This is a genomic window from Streptomyces boetiae (genome assembly GCF_031845405.1).
GTDB lineage: Bacteria > Actinomycetota > Actinomycetes > Streptomycetales > Streptomycetaceae > Streptomyces > Streptomyces boetiae.
The window spans coordinates 108345-124756 of the sequence record NZ_JAVREN010000005.1 but is presented as its reverse complement, the minus strand read 5'-3'; the positions used below and the strand labels follow the sequence as shown (position 1 = coordinate 124756).

Sequence of the window (16412 nt, the reverse complement as noted above, 5' to 3'; positions counted from 1 at the left end):
TCCCGATCCGCACATCACCACCGAGAAGGACCCGACCCGATGGCCGCTCAGCACAGACGCTCCATACTCAGCATGAAGTCGCGCACCGCCCGTGCCGCGGTCATCGGTGCCGCGACCGTCGCGGCGGTGGCCGGCCTCGTCGTCGCGCCCACCGCCTTCGGCACCGAGGGCACCCGGGTCACCGCCACCCAGCCCGCCGACGACGGCGCCCGCGTGGTCTCCGAGACCTGGCTGGCCGACCGGACGCTGGAGCTGCAGATCCAGTCCCCGGCCGTCGGCGGCACCGTCCCGACCCGGGTTCTGCTCCCGGCGAGCTGGTCGCAGAACACCACCCGCACCTACCCGGTGCTCTACATGCTCCACGGCGCCGGCGACGACTACACCTCGTGGACCCGGGAGACCGGCATCGAGGAGTTCGCCGCCGAGCGCGAGATGATCGTGGTCATGCCGGACGCCGGCCGCACGGGCATCGTCGCGGACTGGCGCCGGGGCGGCGACTACGTGGGCTTCCAGACCGACGAGCTGATGCAGCTCCTCCAGCGGAACTACCACGCCAACTCCACCCGCGCCGTGGCCGGCATCTCCACCGGCGGCTACAGCGCCATGGCCCTGGCCATGCACCGGCCCGGCACGTTCGGCGCCGCGGCCTCCTACAGCGGCATCCTCAACACGACCTTCCCCGGCATGCCGATGGTCGTGGAGCAGATCGTCAGCCGCGAGGGCATCAACGCCAACGACCTGTGGGGGAGCTGGCTGTTCAACTGGGGCACCTGGAGCGCCAACAACCCCGCCTCCAACGCCCGGCGCCTGCGCGGCACGGAGCTGTACGTCTCCACCGGCACCGGCCTGATCGGCGGCGTGGGCATGTGGCTGGAGGAGACGATGGAGTCCATCCTCTTCCCCGCCACCGAGACCTTCACGCTCGGGCTGCGCATACAGGGCGTCTCCGTCGAGACCAACCTGGTCTGGGGCGGCGCCCACCTGTGGTCCGACTGGGAGGCCGAGTTCCAGGAGTCCTGGCCGATGTTCGCCGAGGCCCTGGGGCTGCCCGAGTAGGTCCCGCCACCCGCGCCGCGCGCGGCCGGTCCGCCTGCGTCCCTGCGGCCCGCGCGGCGCCCACCGTCCCCGTCCGACAGTCCGACACCACCCACCGGCCCTCCCCCTCCCCTCGAACCCCCCTTGGAGGACCACCATGTCCCAGCCCACCGCCGCGGCCGTCCCTGGCGGCGCCACGGGTGCCGGAGCGCCCTGGGGCGCCAGGATGGGCACGTCCGACCGCATCCTGGTCGGCGTGTTCGTCGGCGTCCCCTTCCTCGCGGTGATCGCCTCGGTCTTCGTGCTGTGGGGGTGGGGGATCGGCTGGCACGAGGTGGTGATCGGCGCGGTGATGTACGTGATCACCCTGCACGGCATCACGATCGGCTACCACCGGCTGTTCACCCACAAGTCCTTCAAGGCCGCGCGCCCGTTGAAGATCACCCTGGCCGTGGCCGGCTCGATGGCCATCCAGGGCGACCCGATCACGTGGGTGGCCGACCACCGCCGCCACCACCAGTTCGCGGACCAGCCGGGCGACCCGCACTCGCCCTGGCGTTTCGGCACCTCGGCCTGGGCGCTGACCAAGGGCATGGTGTGGGCGCACATCGGCTGGACGTTCAACAACGAGAAGACGAACGAGCGGCGTTACGTCCCCGACCTGCTCGCCGACCGGGACATGATCCGCATCCGCCAGTGGCAGCCGCTGATCGCCCTGACCTCCTTCGTCGCGCCCGCCGTGGCCGGCGGCCTGTGGGGCGAGGGGACCTGGGACGGCTCGGCGGCCTGGTCGGCGTTCTTCTGGGCCGGCCTGGTGCGCATCGGCCTGCTGCACCACGTCACCTGGTCGATCAACTCGATCTGCCACATGGCCGGGGCCCGGCCGTTCAAGTCCCACGACAAGTCGGGCAACGTGTGGTGGCTGGCCCCGCTCTCCGGTGGCGAGGCGTGGCACAACCTGCACCACGCCGACCCGACCTCGGCGCGGCACGGCGTGCTGCGCGGCCAGATCGACACCAGCGCGCGACTGATCCGGATCTTCGAGAAGCTCTCCTGGGCGCGGGACGCGCGCTGGCCCGACGCGCGGCGCATCGCCTCGCGCTCGGTGCAGAAGGACGCTGCCGGCAAGGATTGAGGCGTGTCAACGCGGACCGCCGGGGCCGGGCCCGTGCCGTGCTTCCCGCTAGGCCTCGCCCCTGATGTGCGCCTGCACGAACTCGTAGGCCCGGTCCCCGATCCGCGGCCCCAGCGCCCAACTGGCCTCCACCGCCGAGAGGAAGTGCACCCCGCCCCACGTCCGGCTCAGCCCGCAGTCCTCGACGTAGGCGTTCCAGGTGTCCCAGCGCAGCTCCAGGTCGGTGGCCGGGGTCCGCCCCGGCTCCACCAGCGAGGAGCCCCGCTCCACGCGCAGCACCCAGCCCAGCTCCTCCGAGTCCAGGAAGCGCCGGGAGGCCTGCGCCTGCGCTGTCGCCAGCGTCGTGGACCCCGAGGGGTACTCGGGGTGGTCCCCGACGTTCAGGTAGGCCCGCCACTCGCGGCCCGGGAGGTCGTCGACGGTGCCGCGCCCGGGGCCGCCCCAGGCCCGTACCGGGCGGTCCCCGTAGACGTGGCGGACGGCGGAGAAGGGGCGCACGGCGTTGTGCCGGTACTTCTCGTTCCACACCACCACGCCCGCGTCGAACGTCGCGGTGGAGGCCGTCATGCACAGGTGCACCCAGCCGTCCAGGTCGAGTCGGTGATGCGCTGCCGCGGCGGAGACGGCGCGGCCGATGCCGAGGAACTTGTTGTCGAAGGCCTCGGCCGTGATCTTCTGGGCGTCGGTCAGCGCCGCGGAGGCGGCCAGGATCTCGTCCACCTGCCTGCGGTACGCCGCCGCGTTACGGTGGTCGCTGGAGCGGGGCGGGTCGGTACGGAACTCCTCGGGGTCCTCGAAGGAGTAGGGCCGGGTGAGGCGCCACTGCGGGGTCACGAACTGCTGGACGATGTAGGCCCCGAAGTCGGAGATGCCCTCGCCCATCCTGCGGCGGTGCGGGGTCAGGTCGGGCTGCCAGTGCGAGGGATCGGTCAGCTCGTAGGCGGAGTTGACCGGCGCGTAGCCCGTGTAGTCGTCGTACGGGCGCGGGTGGTAGCGCCGCCCGCCCTCGTCGCCGAGCTGGTTCATGCCGTCCCGCTCGCGGTTGGCGACCACGCCCCGGGCGGCGAGGTTCCCGATGCCCGCGGGCGTGGTCCGGTCCTCGCTGCGGTCCTCCGGGTCCAGGCCGAGGGAGCGCAGCAACTCCCTGCGGTCCTCCGCGAGTTGAGGGATGACGTTCTCGAAGACCCGCAGGATCGCGTACAGCAGGGCGATGTTCTTGTTCCGGTTCGTCTCCCGCTCGGAGGCGGGCCGGCGGCCCAGCCGCGAGTAGATCCCCACCGCGGTGGGGTGGTACGGCGCGAGCGCGTCGAACCACGCGTTCTGCGTCAGGTGCGTGACGCGGATGATCAGCGAGACGTCCATCGAGGCCAGCGGGTCCGCGAGGACGTCGTCCCGGTACACCAGGTCCCGGATGACGTTCCCCGTGTCGAAATCGAACTCCCCCGGATCAACGGCCGCCCGCGCCGAGGCCGCCCCCGCCCTCCCCGCGAGCCCCAGCCCCGCCACCCCCGCGACCCCGCCCAGAAACCCCCGCCGCCGCACCCCGCCACCACGCGTCTCCACCCGACAACCCCCTTCGCCGATGTCACGCCATGGTCGGCCGCCCCCTTTCCACGCCACAAGACACACCCACGCGTTCCCACCTGAAGGGGGTATTTCCTCGAACCGAATCCCGATTCCTCATGACGTTTCCCCCTCAACCACCACAGACCACGCACGCGCAACGTCACGGCGGCATCACCGTGGGTACGCGCCCGGTTTCGTCCCGCGCCCCCGGGAAACCCGGAGGTGGAGAGGGAAGCCGACCGAGGCGGGAGAGGGATCCCGATGACCGAGAGGACCGCCACAGGGCCGGGGGAGCCGCAGCCGGGGCCCGACCCCGTGCCGCCGAGCCCGACGCCGCCGCCCGGGCCGGGGGGACCGCGGCCGGGGCCGGCGCCCGGGCCGTTGCCCGGGCCCATGCCGGGGCCGCCGCCGGAGCCGATGCCTCCACCGGAGCCCGACCCCATCCCGCCGACCCCGCCGGGCCCGGACGAGCCGGAGCCCAAGCCGCAGCCGCAGCCCCCGCCGGTGCCGCCCCCGACCTAGGAGCGGCGGCGCGACAGCGCCACGGCCGTCGCGGCCACGGCCAGGGAGGCGGCCCCGGCGCCGCCCCACAGCAGCCACGGCCTGCCGGGCTCGGCCCGGGGCCGTGGCTCGCGCGCGAGCGCGGGCGCGGGCGGGCGTTCGGGCGAGGGCGACGACGAGGGCGACGGGGAAGGCGAGGGCGGCGGCGCCAGCACGGCCTCGAACTCCGCGAACAGCGGGTTCACGTCCGCCTCCCCCGGCTCCGCCCCGCCGCCCAGCAGAACCCGGTCCGGCCGCACCATCCCGAACCCGGTGTGCTGGTCCCGGCCGTCGCCGCCCTCCGGCCGCTGTGCGGTCTCGATCAACGCCCGCAGCACCTGGTTCTTCGTCCACTCCGGATGCGCCGACCACACCAGGGCCGCCGCCGCGGAGGCCACCGCCGTCGCCGAGCTGGTCCCGCCCTCGGGGAAGACGCACAGCACCGACGCGTCCGGCCACTCGCAGTGCCCCGGCATGTCCGTGCCCGGCGCCGCGAGCGCCACCTGCGGGCCGAAGGTCGAGAACGGCGCCCGCTCCGCGTCCGGGCCCACGGCGCCGATCCCCACGACGCCCGGACGGCTGGCGGGGAACTCGCTGGCGTTGCCCCCCTCTCCCTCGTTCCCGGTGCTCGCGAACACCAGCACGTCCCGCCGCGCCGCCTCCGCCAGCGCCGCGTTCACCTCGGGCACCCCGAAGCCGCGGTCCCGGCCGCCCCGCGAGATGTTGATGACGCGCGCCCCGCCCTCCACCGCGGCCAGGATCGCCTGGGCCATCCGCGCCTCGCCGTTGCTGAGGACGCCCCCGGCGCTCTCCGTCAGGCGGACGGGGAGGATGGACGCCTCCGGGGCCAGCCCCTGGATCCCGCCCCCGGCGCCCGAGCCGGCGATCAGCGCGGCCATGTCCGTGCCGTGGCCCGTGGCGTCCACCCCCGCGCCCGAACGGCCGTCCGTGAGGTCCACGCCGGGAAGGACCCGGCCGCGCAGCTCGGGCAGCGAGGCGTCCACGCCCGAGTCGATGACCGCGACCGTGACGCCCTGCCCCCGGGCCACCTCCCAGACGTCCTCGGCCCTCAACGCCCCGAGGTACCACGGGCGTTCGACGTCCTCCACGGCCCCGGCCGGCACCGCGGCCCCCGCCCACAGGACCGCCCCCGCGACGGGAACGGCCAGGGCCGCCCCGCCCCGCAGGCGGCCCCGGGCCCCGGCGAACCAGCGCGCCATCCCCACGCCTCCCCCTCCTCCCGGACTGCCGATCCGAAGAACGTACAGGAGGCGGCTGTGAGAACCCGGAGGGAGGGTGCGGCGGGAGGGGCACGGCGGGAGGGGCACGGCCGGAAGCCGGCGGAACGATCAGACCGCCGGCGCCGCCCGCAGCCGGTCCCCGGCCCCCAGCAGGTGCACGGGCAGCACCTCGCGCCCGTGCGAGATGAAGGACTCGATCGGCGGCGGCGCCACCTCCGCCAGCGCCAGCTCCGGGAAGCGCGCGAAGAGAGCGGGAAGCGCGATGCGCGCCTCGGCCCGCGCCAGCGGCGCGCCCAGGCAGTAGTGCGCGCCGTGCCCGAACGCCAGGTGCTCGGGTGCCGGGCGGGTGATGTCGAACCGGTCGGCGTCCTCCCCGTGCTGGGCCGGGTCGGTGCCCGCGGCGGCGAACACGGCCAGGATCGCCTCTCCCTGACGGATGGTCACCTCCTCGTCGATCTCCACGTCCTCCACCGCGTAGCGCAGCGGCAGGCTGGCGATGGAGGGAGCCCAGCGCAGCGTCTCCTCGATGACCGCGTCCCAGGTGACCCGCCCGTCGAGCACCATCTCCAGCTGCCCGGGGTGCGTGAGCAGAGCGTGGACGGCGTTCCCCAGCAGGTTGACCGTGGTCTCGTGCCCGGCGGACAGGACGAGCAACAGCGTGTCCAGCAGCTCCTGTTCGGAGAGCCGGTCGTCGCCCTCGCGGGCCTGGATCAGCGCGCTGGCGAGGTCGTCGGCGGGCTCGGCCCGCTTGAGCGTGACGAGTTCGGCGAGGATCCGGTACAGCTCGTGGTAGTTGGCGGCGGCCTCCTCCGGCGGGACGGAGGTCTTGAAGATGCTGTCCATGGTGCGCCGCAGCCCGGGCTTGAGATGCTCGGGAACGCCGTACAGCTCGCAGATCACCTGGATCGGCAGCGGCTGGGTGAACGCCTCGCGCAGGTCCGTGGGTTCGCCCGCCGGGGCCGCGGCCATCGCGTCGAGGAGGCCGTGGGTGATGGCCTCGACGCGCGGCAGCAGGGCCCGGGTGCGCCGGGCGGTGAACGCCGGGGCGACCAGGCGGCGCAGCCGGGTGTGGTCGGGCCCGTAGGCGGTGAACATGTTCCGCACCGCGACCCAGGTGTACAGCGGCCAGGTCTCCGGTATGCGCCCGGCCATGAACTCCGGCCAGTGCTGCCGCGCGTCCTTGGAGATCCGGGAGTCGGTCAGCAGCCGCTTGATCAGGGCGTGGCCGGTGATGGCCCAGGCCGGGACGGAGCCGGGGAGGAGGACGCGGACGGCCTGCCCCGCGGCGCGGAGGGCCGCGGCCTCGCCGGGGACGTCTCGTCCGGTGGGATCGAGGACGACAGCGGACTGGCGTTCCATGGGCTGGTTCCCTTCTGGTCGGGCGCGATCGGGGTGAATCGGGCGGGCAGCGCCTCCAGGGCCCGGTGGAACGGACCGGGGCGCCAGGTGAGCTGGTCAAAGGGAACGGACAGGTGGATGTCGCACAGCCACCCGGTCAGCCGGTCGATGGCGGTGCCGGCGATCAGCAGCGAGGGGTTGCGGGCGGGGCAGGCGTGCGGGCCCGCGGCGAACGCCAGGTGCGCGCCGGTGTCGGCGCGCGGCCCTCCCCCGCCTACCGCTGGGAGGTGCCCCCGGCCGGGGGGCTGCGTGGCGGTGTTGGCGGCGGCGTAGGAGACCAGCACCGGGGTGTGGGCGGGTATCCAGGTGCCGTGCAGGTCGACGTCGCGGCGCGGGTAGTGCGTGGAGTAGTTCATCAACGGCGCGTCGTACCACAGGACATGGGCCAGGGCGTCGGTGACGGTGAGGGCGCCGCTGGAGACGGTGCGGTAGTAGCGGGGGTCGGAGAGCATCCGCGCCAGGGCGTTGCCCATGAGGTTGGTCAGCGGGTCGGAGCCGGCGCCCAGGCAGGTGACGAGCTGGCCGATGACCTCCTCGTCGGAGAGCCCGAGGGGGTGGTCCAGCATCCAGGAGGTCACGTCCGGGCCGGGCTTCTGCCGCTTGGAGGTGACCAGTTCGACCATCAGCCGGGTGAACTCGTCGTTCGCGGCGTGGGCGTTCTCCGCCTCGGCGTCGAACATCCCCTCCATGGCGGCCAGGAGGAGCCGGCTGGACTCGTCCGAGACGCCGAAGAGGCCGGTGAAGATCATCGGCGGCAGGCGGCGGGCGTACTCGCCGATCAGGTCCACCTCGCCGCGGGAGGCGAAGCCGCGGATGAGGGAGTCGGCGGAGCGGTGCACCAGGTCGCGCAGCTCGTGGGGCTCGATCATGGCGAGGCTGTCGTTGGTGACCCGGCGGTAACGCGCGTGGATCTCGCCGTCGTTGAAGAGGGCGTTGGGCCGCCACCCCATCATCGGCAGCACCTCGCTGTCCGGCGGCACGGTCTGCTGCCACACCCGCGGGTCCTTGCCGTAGGTGTCGGTGTCGTGCAGCACCTCCAGGGCCGCGCGGTAGTCCGTCACCAGGGTCGCCGTCACGCCGGGCGCCAGCTCGACCGGGGCGCAGGCGCCGTACGCGCGCAGGCGCTCGTAGACGGCGTACGGGTCGGCGGCGAAGTCGGGGCCGTAGAGCGGGACGGGCGCGGTGGCCGCAGCGGCCCCCGGCTGGGACGGGCCGGGGCGGGAGGGGCCCGGCGGGGAGGGGTGGTTCACGGGTGCTCCAGGGCGGGGAGTTTCTGCAGGTGCTCGGCCAGCGCGAGCAGGGCGCGCAGCGAGGTGCCGCGGTCGCGCGCGTCGCAGGTGATCAGCGGCGTGTCGGGGGCCAGGTCCAGCGCCTTGCGCAGCTCGGCGTCGGGGTAGGCGGGCGAGTCGGGGAAGTGGTTGAGCGCCACCGCGTACGGCAGGCCCTGCTCCTCGATCAGCCCCATCACCTCGTAGGAGTCGGCGATGCGGCGGGTGTCCGCGAGGATCAGCGCCCCCAGCGCGCCGTGCGTGAGGTCCTTCCACAGCGCGTGGAAACGCTGCTGCCCCGGCGTGCCGAAAAGGCACAGCGCGAGGTCGTCCGCGAGCGAGACCCGGCCGTAGTCCAGCCCGACGGTGGTGGTCGTCTTGTCCCGCACCCCGTGGAGGTGGTCCACGACGGCGCCGGTGGCGGTCATGACCTCCTCGGTCTTCAGCGGAGGTATCTCCGACAGGCTGCGGACGATCGTGGTCTTGCCCACGCCGAACGGCCCGCTGACGATGACCTTGACCAGCTGCTGGTCGGGGTTGCGCAGGTAGATCCGGTCGCGGGCGGATCCGGTGGCGGCCCGGCTACTGGAGAGCGCGGAGTCCATCGATCACCCTTTCGAGGAGCTTCTTGTCGGGCCGCCAGGCGCGGCCGGGCGTGAACGCGGGGGCCGGCGCGCGGGCGTGCAGCAGGCCCTCGTCGAGGAGGTCGCTCGCCAGCACCTTCACGAAGCTGACGGGCAACGACAGGTGCGCGGCGACCTCGGCCAGCGGGAGGGCGCCGTCGAGCAGGATCTCCAGCACCCGCTGCTGGGCGGGCGTGAGGTCGCCCGGGACCTCGTCCACGGCCGACCGCAGCACGGTCAGGCGGTCCAGGACGTTGCGCGTGGGGTGCGTCCGGCCCCCGGTCCACACGTACGGCGGGATCAGCCGCCTGGTCATGCGGGCGCGCCGCCCTGGTCCGCAGGGGGCGGCGCCCCGTGCGGACGTGGCGGGCTGACCATGGCCTTGCCCAGCGTCTGGACCTGCTTCTGCATCTCGTAGGAGACGTTGTCCATCGCCACGGAGGGCCCGGTGAACACGGCCAGGTAGGTGCTCTCGGCGGCCGGGATGACGAAGATGTAGCCGTCGTACGTCTCCACCATCACCTGCCGCAGCAGGTCGCGTTCGCCGAAGTAGGTCTGGCTGGTGCCCTTGCCGGAGGCCAGCAGGGAGGCGAGCACGGCCGAGAGCTTCTCCGCTGTCTCGGGGTCGAGGCCGGAGTGGGCCTCGAAGAAGCCGTCCGCGGTGATGATCATGGCGTGCTGGACGTCCGGCACCTCGAGGATGGGCGCGAGGACGAACGACAGGTCGACCTCGGGTTTCCGTACCGGCACTGGGACGCTCATCGGCTTCCCCTTCTCTCAGTCTTACGGCTTACGCGTTCGCTCGGTTCGCTGGCGGTCGGTCCCCGGGGCCTCGCGGGCGCGCCCGGGGCCGCTCCTCACCCGTGCGCGCCGGGCCCGGCGTGCGGGCCGCGGTCTCCTCCGACGCCGGGGTCCCGGCGTCCCTCGGCGCGGCCGCGGGCGGTGCCGCGCTGGAGGGCGCCCATCCGGGCCGCGGCCTCCTCGGGCGGCCGGGCCCCGGGGACCCGGGGGGCGTCGGGGGCTTCCGGCGCCTCCGGCGCCTCCGCGTGGGCGACGGGGTGGTCGGGGGCGCGGCGGTGGCGCCGCTGCGGCAGGGGCGGCGGGTCGCCGGCGCCCTCCTCCGCGGCGGGGGCGTGCTCGGGGTGCGCGGGGGGAAGCGGGGCAACGTCCGCGGTGGGCGCGTCCGTTCGGCTCTCCGCCCGGGCCGCGGGGGCCCCGGCCGGCTCGCCCGCCGGATCCGGCACCCGGTCCGGGCCCGGCCCGGCCGACGGGCGCGAGGCCGGCGCCGGGGCGGGCAGCGGCCGGTCCTCGGCCTCGCTCACGGAGGTCAGCAGCTCGGTCGGGATGAACACCACGGCCTTGACGCCCGCGTAGTGCGAGGGCTCCACGGACACCCCGATCCCGTACTGGCGGCTCAGCTCGCCGATCGCGGCGAAGCCGGAGCGCGGCGGGTCGCCCAGCTCGGCCAGCGCGACTTCCTCCGTCCCGGCCAGCAGCGTGCGCGCGAGCCGGAACTCGTCGGCGTTCATGCCGATGCCCGCGTCGTTGATGACGACCACCGCGCCGTTGTGCGCCCGGTGCAGCGTGACCTCCACAGGCAGCGAACCGTGCGAGTGGTGCACGGCGTTGGCCAGCAGCTCGGCCACCACGATGGCGACCGGCTCGGCGGCGCGGTCCACGACCGCGACCGGCTGCGGCAGGTGGTCGACGATCTGCACCCGCTCGTAGCCGGGGATGCGGGAGCTGGCGCCCAGCACCAGGGCCCGCAGCGGGGCCTTGGTGCGCACCAGGCCCGCGCCGGCGCCGCAGACCACGCGGGTGACCTGGAGGCGGCGCAGGATCTGCTCGTTGAGGTAGTCGAGGGCGGCCAGCCGCTCGGCCAGCTCCGGGTCGTCGTACTTGTGCAGCAGGTCGTCCACGGCGGACTGCATCTGGTAACACATCGTCTGGAGCTTGGTGGTGGCCCCGCGCATCGCGGCGCGGGCCGCGCCGTCCACCCGCCGCCGCTCGTCCAGCACGGCCTCGGAGACGCCCGCCAGCACGGTGTCCAGCGCGGGGCCGCCGGCCGCGGCCAGCGCGTCGGGGTGCAGCGGCCCGGGGACCTTCACGTGCGGGTGGCGCAGGGCCTTGGTCACGGCCGGGAGCCGGGTGGAGGCCAGGTGCTCGACCTCCTGGGCCATCAGCCGCTCCCGCCGCTGAATGGCCGCCAACTCCCCTCGCACGCCCGCCAGGTGGGCCTCGGCGTGCTCCGCCCGATGCCTGGCCGTCACACGCTCGCGGCGCAGGCGCGGCTCGCGGACCGCGAGCACCACGACCAGCATGAGGGCGAGGCCGCTTCCGGCCGACAGCGAAGCGACGAGCGCCGCCGGTATGTCCATAGGTTCCCTACCCTGATGCCTGCGGCGATCTGCTTGCACACAGCCGTCACACGCGCACAGCACCCAGGGCTCCTTCACAACTGGGCGTCGTTGCCGACGATTTGCTCACGCTCGTCACGGCGACAGGCCAGAGTCAAGCAGCCACCCGGTCACGGCGCAACCCGTGCGCGTAACCGGAAGACATCGACCGGCAATCCCCCCGCAGCCCCCCGTTCGCACAAGCGGCCGTCGCCACCCCCCGCCCCTTCGTATACGACCGCCCTCGGCCGCGGTTCCCGCCCGGCCTTGGCGCGCCGCCCGGGCGGGCGCGCCTACGAGCCCCCGCCACCTGGCGGCGGGGGCTCGCGCGGTCGTGCCGGGGTCAGGGGACCGGGGTGGTGACCTGGAAGGGGGTGCCGTCGCCGAGGTGGAGGATGCCTCGGCCGGGGGTGGGCTGTTCGGCGGCGGCGCTGCGGGGGAGCTTGGCGCCGATGAGTTCGCCGACCCGGTGGGTGGAGGGGGAGAGCAGCACGCCGCGGCGGCACTTCTTCGCGTCGACCTGCCAGCCGGTGAAGCCGTTGCAGATCTCGCCCTCGTCGCCGCCCAGGATCAGCGAGCGGCCCAGCTCCAGGCCCTGGGTGACGATGCCCTTCAGCTCCTCGCCGCCCCCGGCCCGCCGCAGGTCCTCGCCGTCGTCCACGATGAAGACGACCGGGTTCTCCCGCGAGGAGGTCGCCACGGCCTGCTTGACCTCGTCCGCGGTGAGGTCGGAGCCGGTGTAGACGGCCACGACGCCCTCCTGCCCGGCGAGTTCGCGCAGAGGCGAGGGCCGCGGGGCGGCGACGGCCACGCGGACGCCCTGCTTGAGGTAGGACTTGGCGAGCATCGTCAGGACCGTGGAACGGCCGGACTTGGCCGGTCCGGCGACGATGAACGCCGGCGTGCCCTGGCCCAGGTCGGGGCCGTAGCCCAGGAGTTCGTCGCCGCCGACGCCGACCAGGCCCCACAGCCGCGAGGCCGCGGCGTCGGGGTCGCGCATCTTCCACGCCTCCTCGAAGGTGAGGCGGGAGGGCAGCACGTCCACGCGGAACGGCCGCCTGGCGCGCGGCAGTCGGTCGTCGCGCTGGGTGGCCCAGTCCCCGATGGCGGTCAGGGCCGCTGCCTGGGCCTGGCCGGAGAGCTCCTCGGCGAGCACCGCGACCTGGATCTCGGTGAGGGCCTGGTTGCGGAACATCCGCCCGTCCACGATCTCCTCGGGGACCTTCCGGGCGGGCATGCCGATGTGTGAGTAGTCGCCGCGGTCGTTCAGCCGCAGCGTGTACTTGTCCTCGGTGAGCGTGGCGATGCGGCCGGAGAGGACGGTGCGGTCCCCGACGACGACCATGTGGATGCCGACGCTGGCGCCCTCGCGGAAGAGGACGTACAGCTCGTCGGTGAGCGCCCCGTGGTCGATCTCGCCGAGGGTGGAGACCCAGCCCTCCCAGCGGTCGAGCAGAACGACGATGTGCGGCAGCCGCTTCTCGGGCTCGGCCGCGGCGCGCTGCTCCCCGATGTCGGCCAGCGCGTCGGTGGCCAGGATCTCCTGGCGGCGGTCGAGTTCGCCGCGCAGCCGCTTGATGAGGCGCCGCACCCGCTCGGGCTGGTTGCGGTTGACCACCGCGCCGCAGTTGGGCAGCTTGGTGAGGGCGTTGAGCGCGCCGTTGCCGCAGTCGATGCCGTAGAGGTGGACGTCGGCGGCGGAGTGGATCCAGGCCAGGGAGCCGGCCATGGTGCGCAGGAGCTGGGAGCGGCCCGAGCGTGGCGAGCCGCCGACGATCATGTGGCCGAAGGTCTTGAAGTCGATCGCGAGGGAACGCCGGGCCTGCTGGTCGGGCAGGTCCTCCACGCCGTAGGGGGCGGCGGGCAACTGCCCCAGCGGGGCGGGGTGCTCCAGGTCGCGCAGCAGGACCTTCTCGCCCAGCGCGGGCAGCCAGGGGCTGTGCTGCTTGGGGTAGCCGAGCTGCTGGTCGGCCTCGATGATCGCGTCGACCAGGACCTTGAGGTCGGTGATCTCCTCCTCCTCGGACTTGGCGCCGGGCGGGCGCTTGAGGAGACCGCGGCCCAGGTCGTTCCACTCCAGGCGGCCGGTCCAGGGGCGGGCGGCCATCGGGTCCACGGCGCCGGGCCGCCGGCCGCCGACGCGGCCGGACTGGAAGGGCACCAGGGAGGAGGCGCCCAGGCGCACGTACGCGCGGCCGGGCGTGGACTTGGCGATCTGGCCGGCGTCGGGGGCGTCGATGACGTCGGAGGACTCGGAGGCGTCGGTGACGCGCAGGGCGATGCGGAGGTTGGTGTTGGCGCGGATCTCGGGGGAGACGACGCCGCTGGGGCGCTGGGTGGCCAGCAGCAGGTGGATGCCGAGGGAACGGCCCCGCTGGGCGATGTTGACCAGGCCCTTCACGAAGTCGGGCAGCTCGCGGACCATCGAGGCGAACTCGTCGATGACGATCAGCAGCCGGGGCAGTTGCGCGAGGCGGCCGGGGTTGCGGCGGACCAGGTCCTGGTAGTCCTCGATGTCCTTGGCGCCGACCCCGGCGAGGATGTGCTCGCGGCGGGTCAGCTCGGCGCCGAGAGAGGCCAGGGCGCGCTCGACCAGGTGGTTGTCGAGGTCGGTGACCATGCCGACGGTGTGCGGGAGCTGGACGCAGTCCTTGAACGCCGAGCCGCCCTTGTAGTCGACCAGCACGAAGGTCATATTGTCCGGGCTGTTGGCCACGGCCAGGGAGGCGACGATGGTCTGGAGCAGCTCGGACTTGCCTGAGCCGGTGGTGCCGGCGATGAGGCCGTGGGGGCCGTCGCGGCGGATGTCGATGGCGAAGGCGCCGTCGTAGGACTCGCCGATGACGGCCTCGGTGGACTGGCCGCCCAGGCGCCAGCGGGCGGCAACGGCCCCGGCCGTGGGCGGCTCCATCTCGATGACGTCCAGCAGGCGGCTGGAGGAGGGCAGGGCCGCGTCCTCGGACTCGCCGCTTATGTCGCGGATCGGGGAGAGGGAGCGGGAGAGCAGCTCGCACCACTCCGGCGGGACCCAGTCCGGGCGCACGCCCCGGATGCGCCAGGCGCCGGTCTGCTCCACGCGCAGCCGGTCCGCGAGCTGGGCGGGGGCCGGGCCGCCGGGGGACGCGCCGGGCCCGCCGCCGGGGACGGCGAGGAAGGTGTGGAAGCCGGTGGCGTAGCCGGGGTTGCGGGACGGGCCGCCGCCGTGGGCGGCGCGGTCGGGGTTGGGCTCGGCGATGACGACGGCCTGGCACTCGCCGGGCAGGAACCGCTCTTCGTCGTCGATGCACAGGGCGAAGATGGACACGGCCGGGCCCTCGCGCAGCAGGCGGATCACGCCGGGCAGGGACCGCATCCGGCGGGAGCCGTCGAAGACGACGACGATGTCGGGGTCCTTGAACGAGGTGGCGGCGGCGCGGGTCTGCTTGGCGGCCTTCTGTCGGGCGTCCAGAAGCTGGGTCAGCTCCGCGATGCGGGCGCCGACGGTCTCGGCGTCGGTGCCGATGAGGGCGTTGACCTCGTGCTCGGGGCCGGGGCGGCAGTGCGGCAGCCAGCGGGTCCAGTTCCAGCTGTACTGGCCGGAGCCGTCGGTGAGGACGTAGAACTGCACGTCCACGTGGCTGTGCAGGACGGCGAGCTGGCTGACGGCCCAGCGGCCCAGCGCGCGGGAGGAGTCGCCGGGGCCGGCGAAGCCGACGACGCCGAGGGTGCGCAGCGGGAGAGTGACGGGGGCGTCGGCGATCTTCCAGGCGACCTGCCGCTTGTGCTCGTCCTGCTCGGGGTCGTTGAGCACGACCTCGGAGTCCAGCTCGTGGGTGCCCACCCGGATGAGCAGGTGGTCGTCGTCGGTGCGGCGCCGCTCCCACAGGCGGGTGCGGGGGCCGGTGGCCTGGTTGAGAACGGTGGCCGGGTCGGGGGCGGCGTGGCGGCGGGCGAAGCGCTCGGCGATGAGCGCGTCGCGGGCGTCCTTCTCGATCCGGGCCTTGCGCTCCCCGTACTCGGCGACCTTCTGGGCGTGCGAGATCCGGCCCCGCTTCTTGTCCATGAAGTAGTTGGACAACATCATGATGGGGCTCATGAAGGCCATCATCAGGAAGATCCAGCGGCCGGTGAGGCTGGCCATGGCCACGGCGCCGACGACGGGCAGGATGGCCATCAGCCAGGGCAGCGGGCGGCGTTCGCGCTCGCCGGGGGGCCGGGGCAGGGTGAACTTGGTCTGCCGCTCCGGGGGGAGGAGCCGGGGCGGGCGGTTGTAGTCCAGGCCCGCGCCGTCCTCGGAGACCTTCAGGGCGGCGTCCGGCGGGAAGTAGGGGGTCAGCTCGAAGAGGGAGTCGCCCATGGCGAGTTGCTTGCCGAGCTTCCAGTCGGCGCGGTCGCCCTCGGTGTGGGCGAAGGGCTCGCCGTCCAGTCGGGGCTGCTCCTGGCTGTAGCAGGTGACCTTGCAGGAGCCGTCGGGGGCGACGCGCAGCGTCATGGCGTGCGGCGGCAGCGTGGGGTCGCTGACCCGGATGTGCACCTGCTCGCCGCCGCCGATCTCGACCTTGCCGGGGCCCAGGCGGTGAACGGCCCCGGCGGCTGGACCGCCGACGACGCGCAGCTCGACGACGCCGCTGGGCTCCCCGGGCCAGCAGCCACTGGCGTTGTGCAGGCTGACGACCGCGCCCTCGCGCAGCGGGGACTCGGCCAGGGTCGTGGCGGGGTCGACGTACTCGCCCGCGACGAACAGGGGCGTGCCGCCCGGCGCTTCGGCACCCCACTGGCCGGAGGCGGCGGCCGGGCTGGCCACGCGGCTGCCGACGACGCCCGCCAACTCGGGGGTGAGGTCGCCGATCTGGGTCTCCGGGGCGGCGTCGATCACGGCGTCGGCACTGAGACCCCCGACCGGGTCCACGACTGTCAGGGTCAGGCGCACGCTCTTCCTCCCGTTGCTGACGCGGCCCAGAAACTTCGCTGGACATGACCATAATCGCATCTTGCGCCGTTGTGACAACGGCCCTTGCGCGGCTTCCGGAACGCCCGGGAACCGCACGGCTGTGTGCGGCGTCTGTGCTGTCGGTGCGGTTCGCGGAGGTACACGCGAGATCGCTGCGAAAGGCGTTCTTGACCGGGGTATCGCCCCGTGCTTCGCGGTCGTAGTCTGAGGAACGGAGCCCTGCCGCTCCATCCGTATCCCAGCGGGGGGACCGGCCCTCCGCCTCACTGAGGAGGGGAAT

At 73.8% G+C, this 16412-nt stretch carries 10 protein-coding genes; 2 read left to right on the top strand and 8 right to left on the bottom strand.

The features are described 5' to 3' along the window. Positions 1 to 72: 72 nt before the first annotated feature. Both RM780_RS05260 and RM780_RS05255 read left to right on the top strand, forming a co-directional pair. Positions 73 to 1056, top strand: a complete 984-nt coding sequence (locus tag RM780_RS05260; RefSeq protein WP_311629291.1) for an alpha/beta hydrolase — start codon at positions 73 to 75, stop codon at positions 1054 to 1056. 136 nt (positions 1057 to 1192) lie between these two features. Further along, on the top strand, positions 1193 to 2170 hold the full coding sequence (locus RM780_RS05255) for an acyl-CoA desaturase (RefSeq protein WP_311629290.1): 978 nt from the start codon (positions 1193 to 1195) through the stop codon (positions 2168 to 2170). A gap of 48 nt (positions 2171 to 2218) precedes the next feature. Here RM780_RS05255 and RM780_RS05250 read toward each other — a convergent pair whose 3' ends face one another. From RM780_RS05250 to RM780_RS05215, 8 genes are all read right to left on the bottom strand, one after another. Continuing rightward, positions 2219 to 3733 (bottom strand): vanadium-dependent haloperoxidase, encoded by a 1515-nt coding sequence (locus RM780_RS05250; RefSeq protein ID WP_311629289.1) that lies wholly within the window; start codon positions 3731 to 3733, stop codon positions 2219 to 2221. A gap of 521 nt (positions 3734 to 4254) precedes the next feature. After that, entirely contained in the window at positions 4255 to 5496 is a 1242-nt protein-coding gene (locus RM780_RS05245; protein WP_311629373.1) for a S8 family serine peptidase, read from the bottom strand. A 129-nt stretch (positions 5497 to 5625) separates the two neighbouring features. Continuing rightward, a complete protein-coding gene (locus tag RM780_RS05240; protein ID WP_311629287.1) occupies positions 5626 to 6876 on the bottom strand; it encodes a cytochrome P450 family protein in 1251 nt (416 codons plus the stop codon). 1285 nt (positions 6877 to 8161) lie between these two features. Continuing rightward, positions 8162 to 8788 carry a GTP-binding protein gene (locus RM780_RS05235; RefSeq protein WP_199739546.1) on the bottom strand — a complete coding sequence of 209 codons (627 nt, stop codon included), beginning with the start codon at positions 8786 to 8788 and terminating at the stop codon, positions 8162 to 8164. Then, entirely contained in the window at positions 8766 to 9122 is a 357-nt protein-coding gene (locus RM780_RS05230; protein WP_120760501.1) for a DUF742 domain-containing protein, read from the bottom strand. Before RM780_RS05230 ends, RM780_RS05235 begins: the two co-directional genes overlap by 23 nt. Further along, the gene (locus RM780_RS05225) at positions 9119 to 9568 is read right to left on the bottom strand and encodes a roadblock/LC7 domain-containing protein (protein ID WP_311629286.1); all 450 of its coding nucleotides are present in this window, start codon (positions 9566 to 9568) and stop codon (positions 9119 to 9121) included. Before RM780_RS05225 ends, RM780_RS05230 begins: the two co-directional genes overlap by 4 nt. Before the next feature lie 95 nt (positions 9569 to 9663). Next, a complete protein-coding gene (locus tag RM780_RS05220) occupies positions 9664 to 11184 on the bottom strand; it encodes an ATP-binding protein (protein ID WP_311629285.1) in 1521 nt (506 codons plus the stop codon). 361 nt (positions 11185 to 11545) lie between these two features. After that, the gene (locus RM780_RS05215) at positions 11546 to 16111 is read right to left on the bottom strand and encodes an FtsK/SpoIIIE domain-containing protein (RefSeq protein WP_311629284.1); all 4566 of its coding nucleotides are present in this window, start codon (positions 16109 to 16111) and stop codon (positions 11546 to 11548) included. Between the last annotated feature and the right edge of the window lie 301 nt (positions 16112 to 16412).

Bases quoted from the DNA above. Each gene is read 5' to 3' on its own strand.
- RM780_RS05260 (WP_311629291.1), top strand. From the start codon at position 73: ATGAAGTCGCGCACCGCCCGTGCCGCGGTCATCGGTGCCGCGACCGTC.
- RM780_RS05255 (WP_311629290.1), top strand. From the start codon at position 1,193: ATGTCCCAGCCCACCGCCGCGGCCGTCCCTGGCGGCGCCACGGGTGCC.
- RM780_RS05245 (WP_311629373.1), bottom strand. From the start codon at position 5,496: ATGGCGCGCTGGTTCGCCGGGGCCCGGGGCCGCCTGCGGGGCGGGGCG.
- RM780_RS05240 (WP_311629287.1), bottom strand. From the start codon at position 6,876: ATGGAACGCCAGTCCGCTGTCGTCCTCGATCCCACCGGACGAGACGTC.
- RM780_RS05235 (WP_199739546.1), bottom strand. From the start codon at position 8,788: ATGGACTCCGCGCTCTCCAGTAGCCGGGCCGCCACCGGATCCGCCCGC.
- RM780_RS05230 (WP_120760501.1), bottom strand. From the start codon at position 9,122: ATGACCAGGCGGCTGATCCCGCCGTACGTGTGGACCGGGGGCCGGACG.
- RM780_RS05225 (WP_311629286.1), bottom strand. From the start codon at position 9,568: ATGAGCGTCCCAGTGCCGGTACGGAAACCCGAGGTCGACCTGTCGTTC.
- RM780_RS05220 (WP_311629285.1), bottom strand. From the start codon at position 11,184: ATGGACATACCGGCGGCGCTCGTCGCTTCGCTGTCGGCCGGAAGCGGC.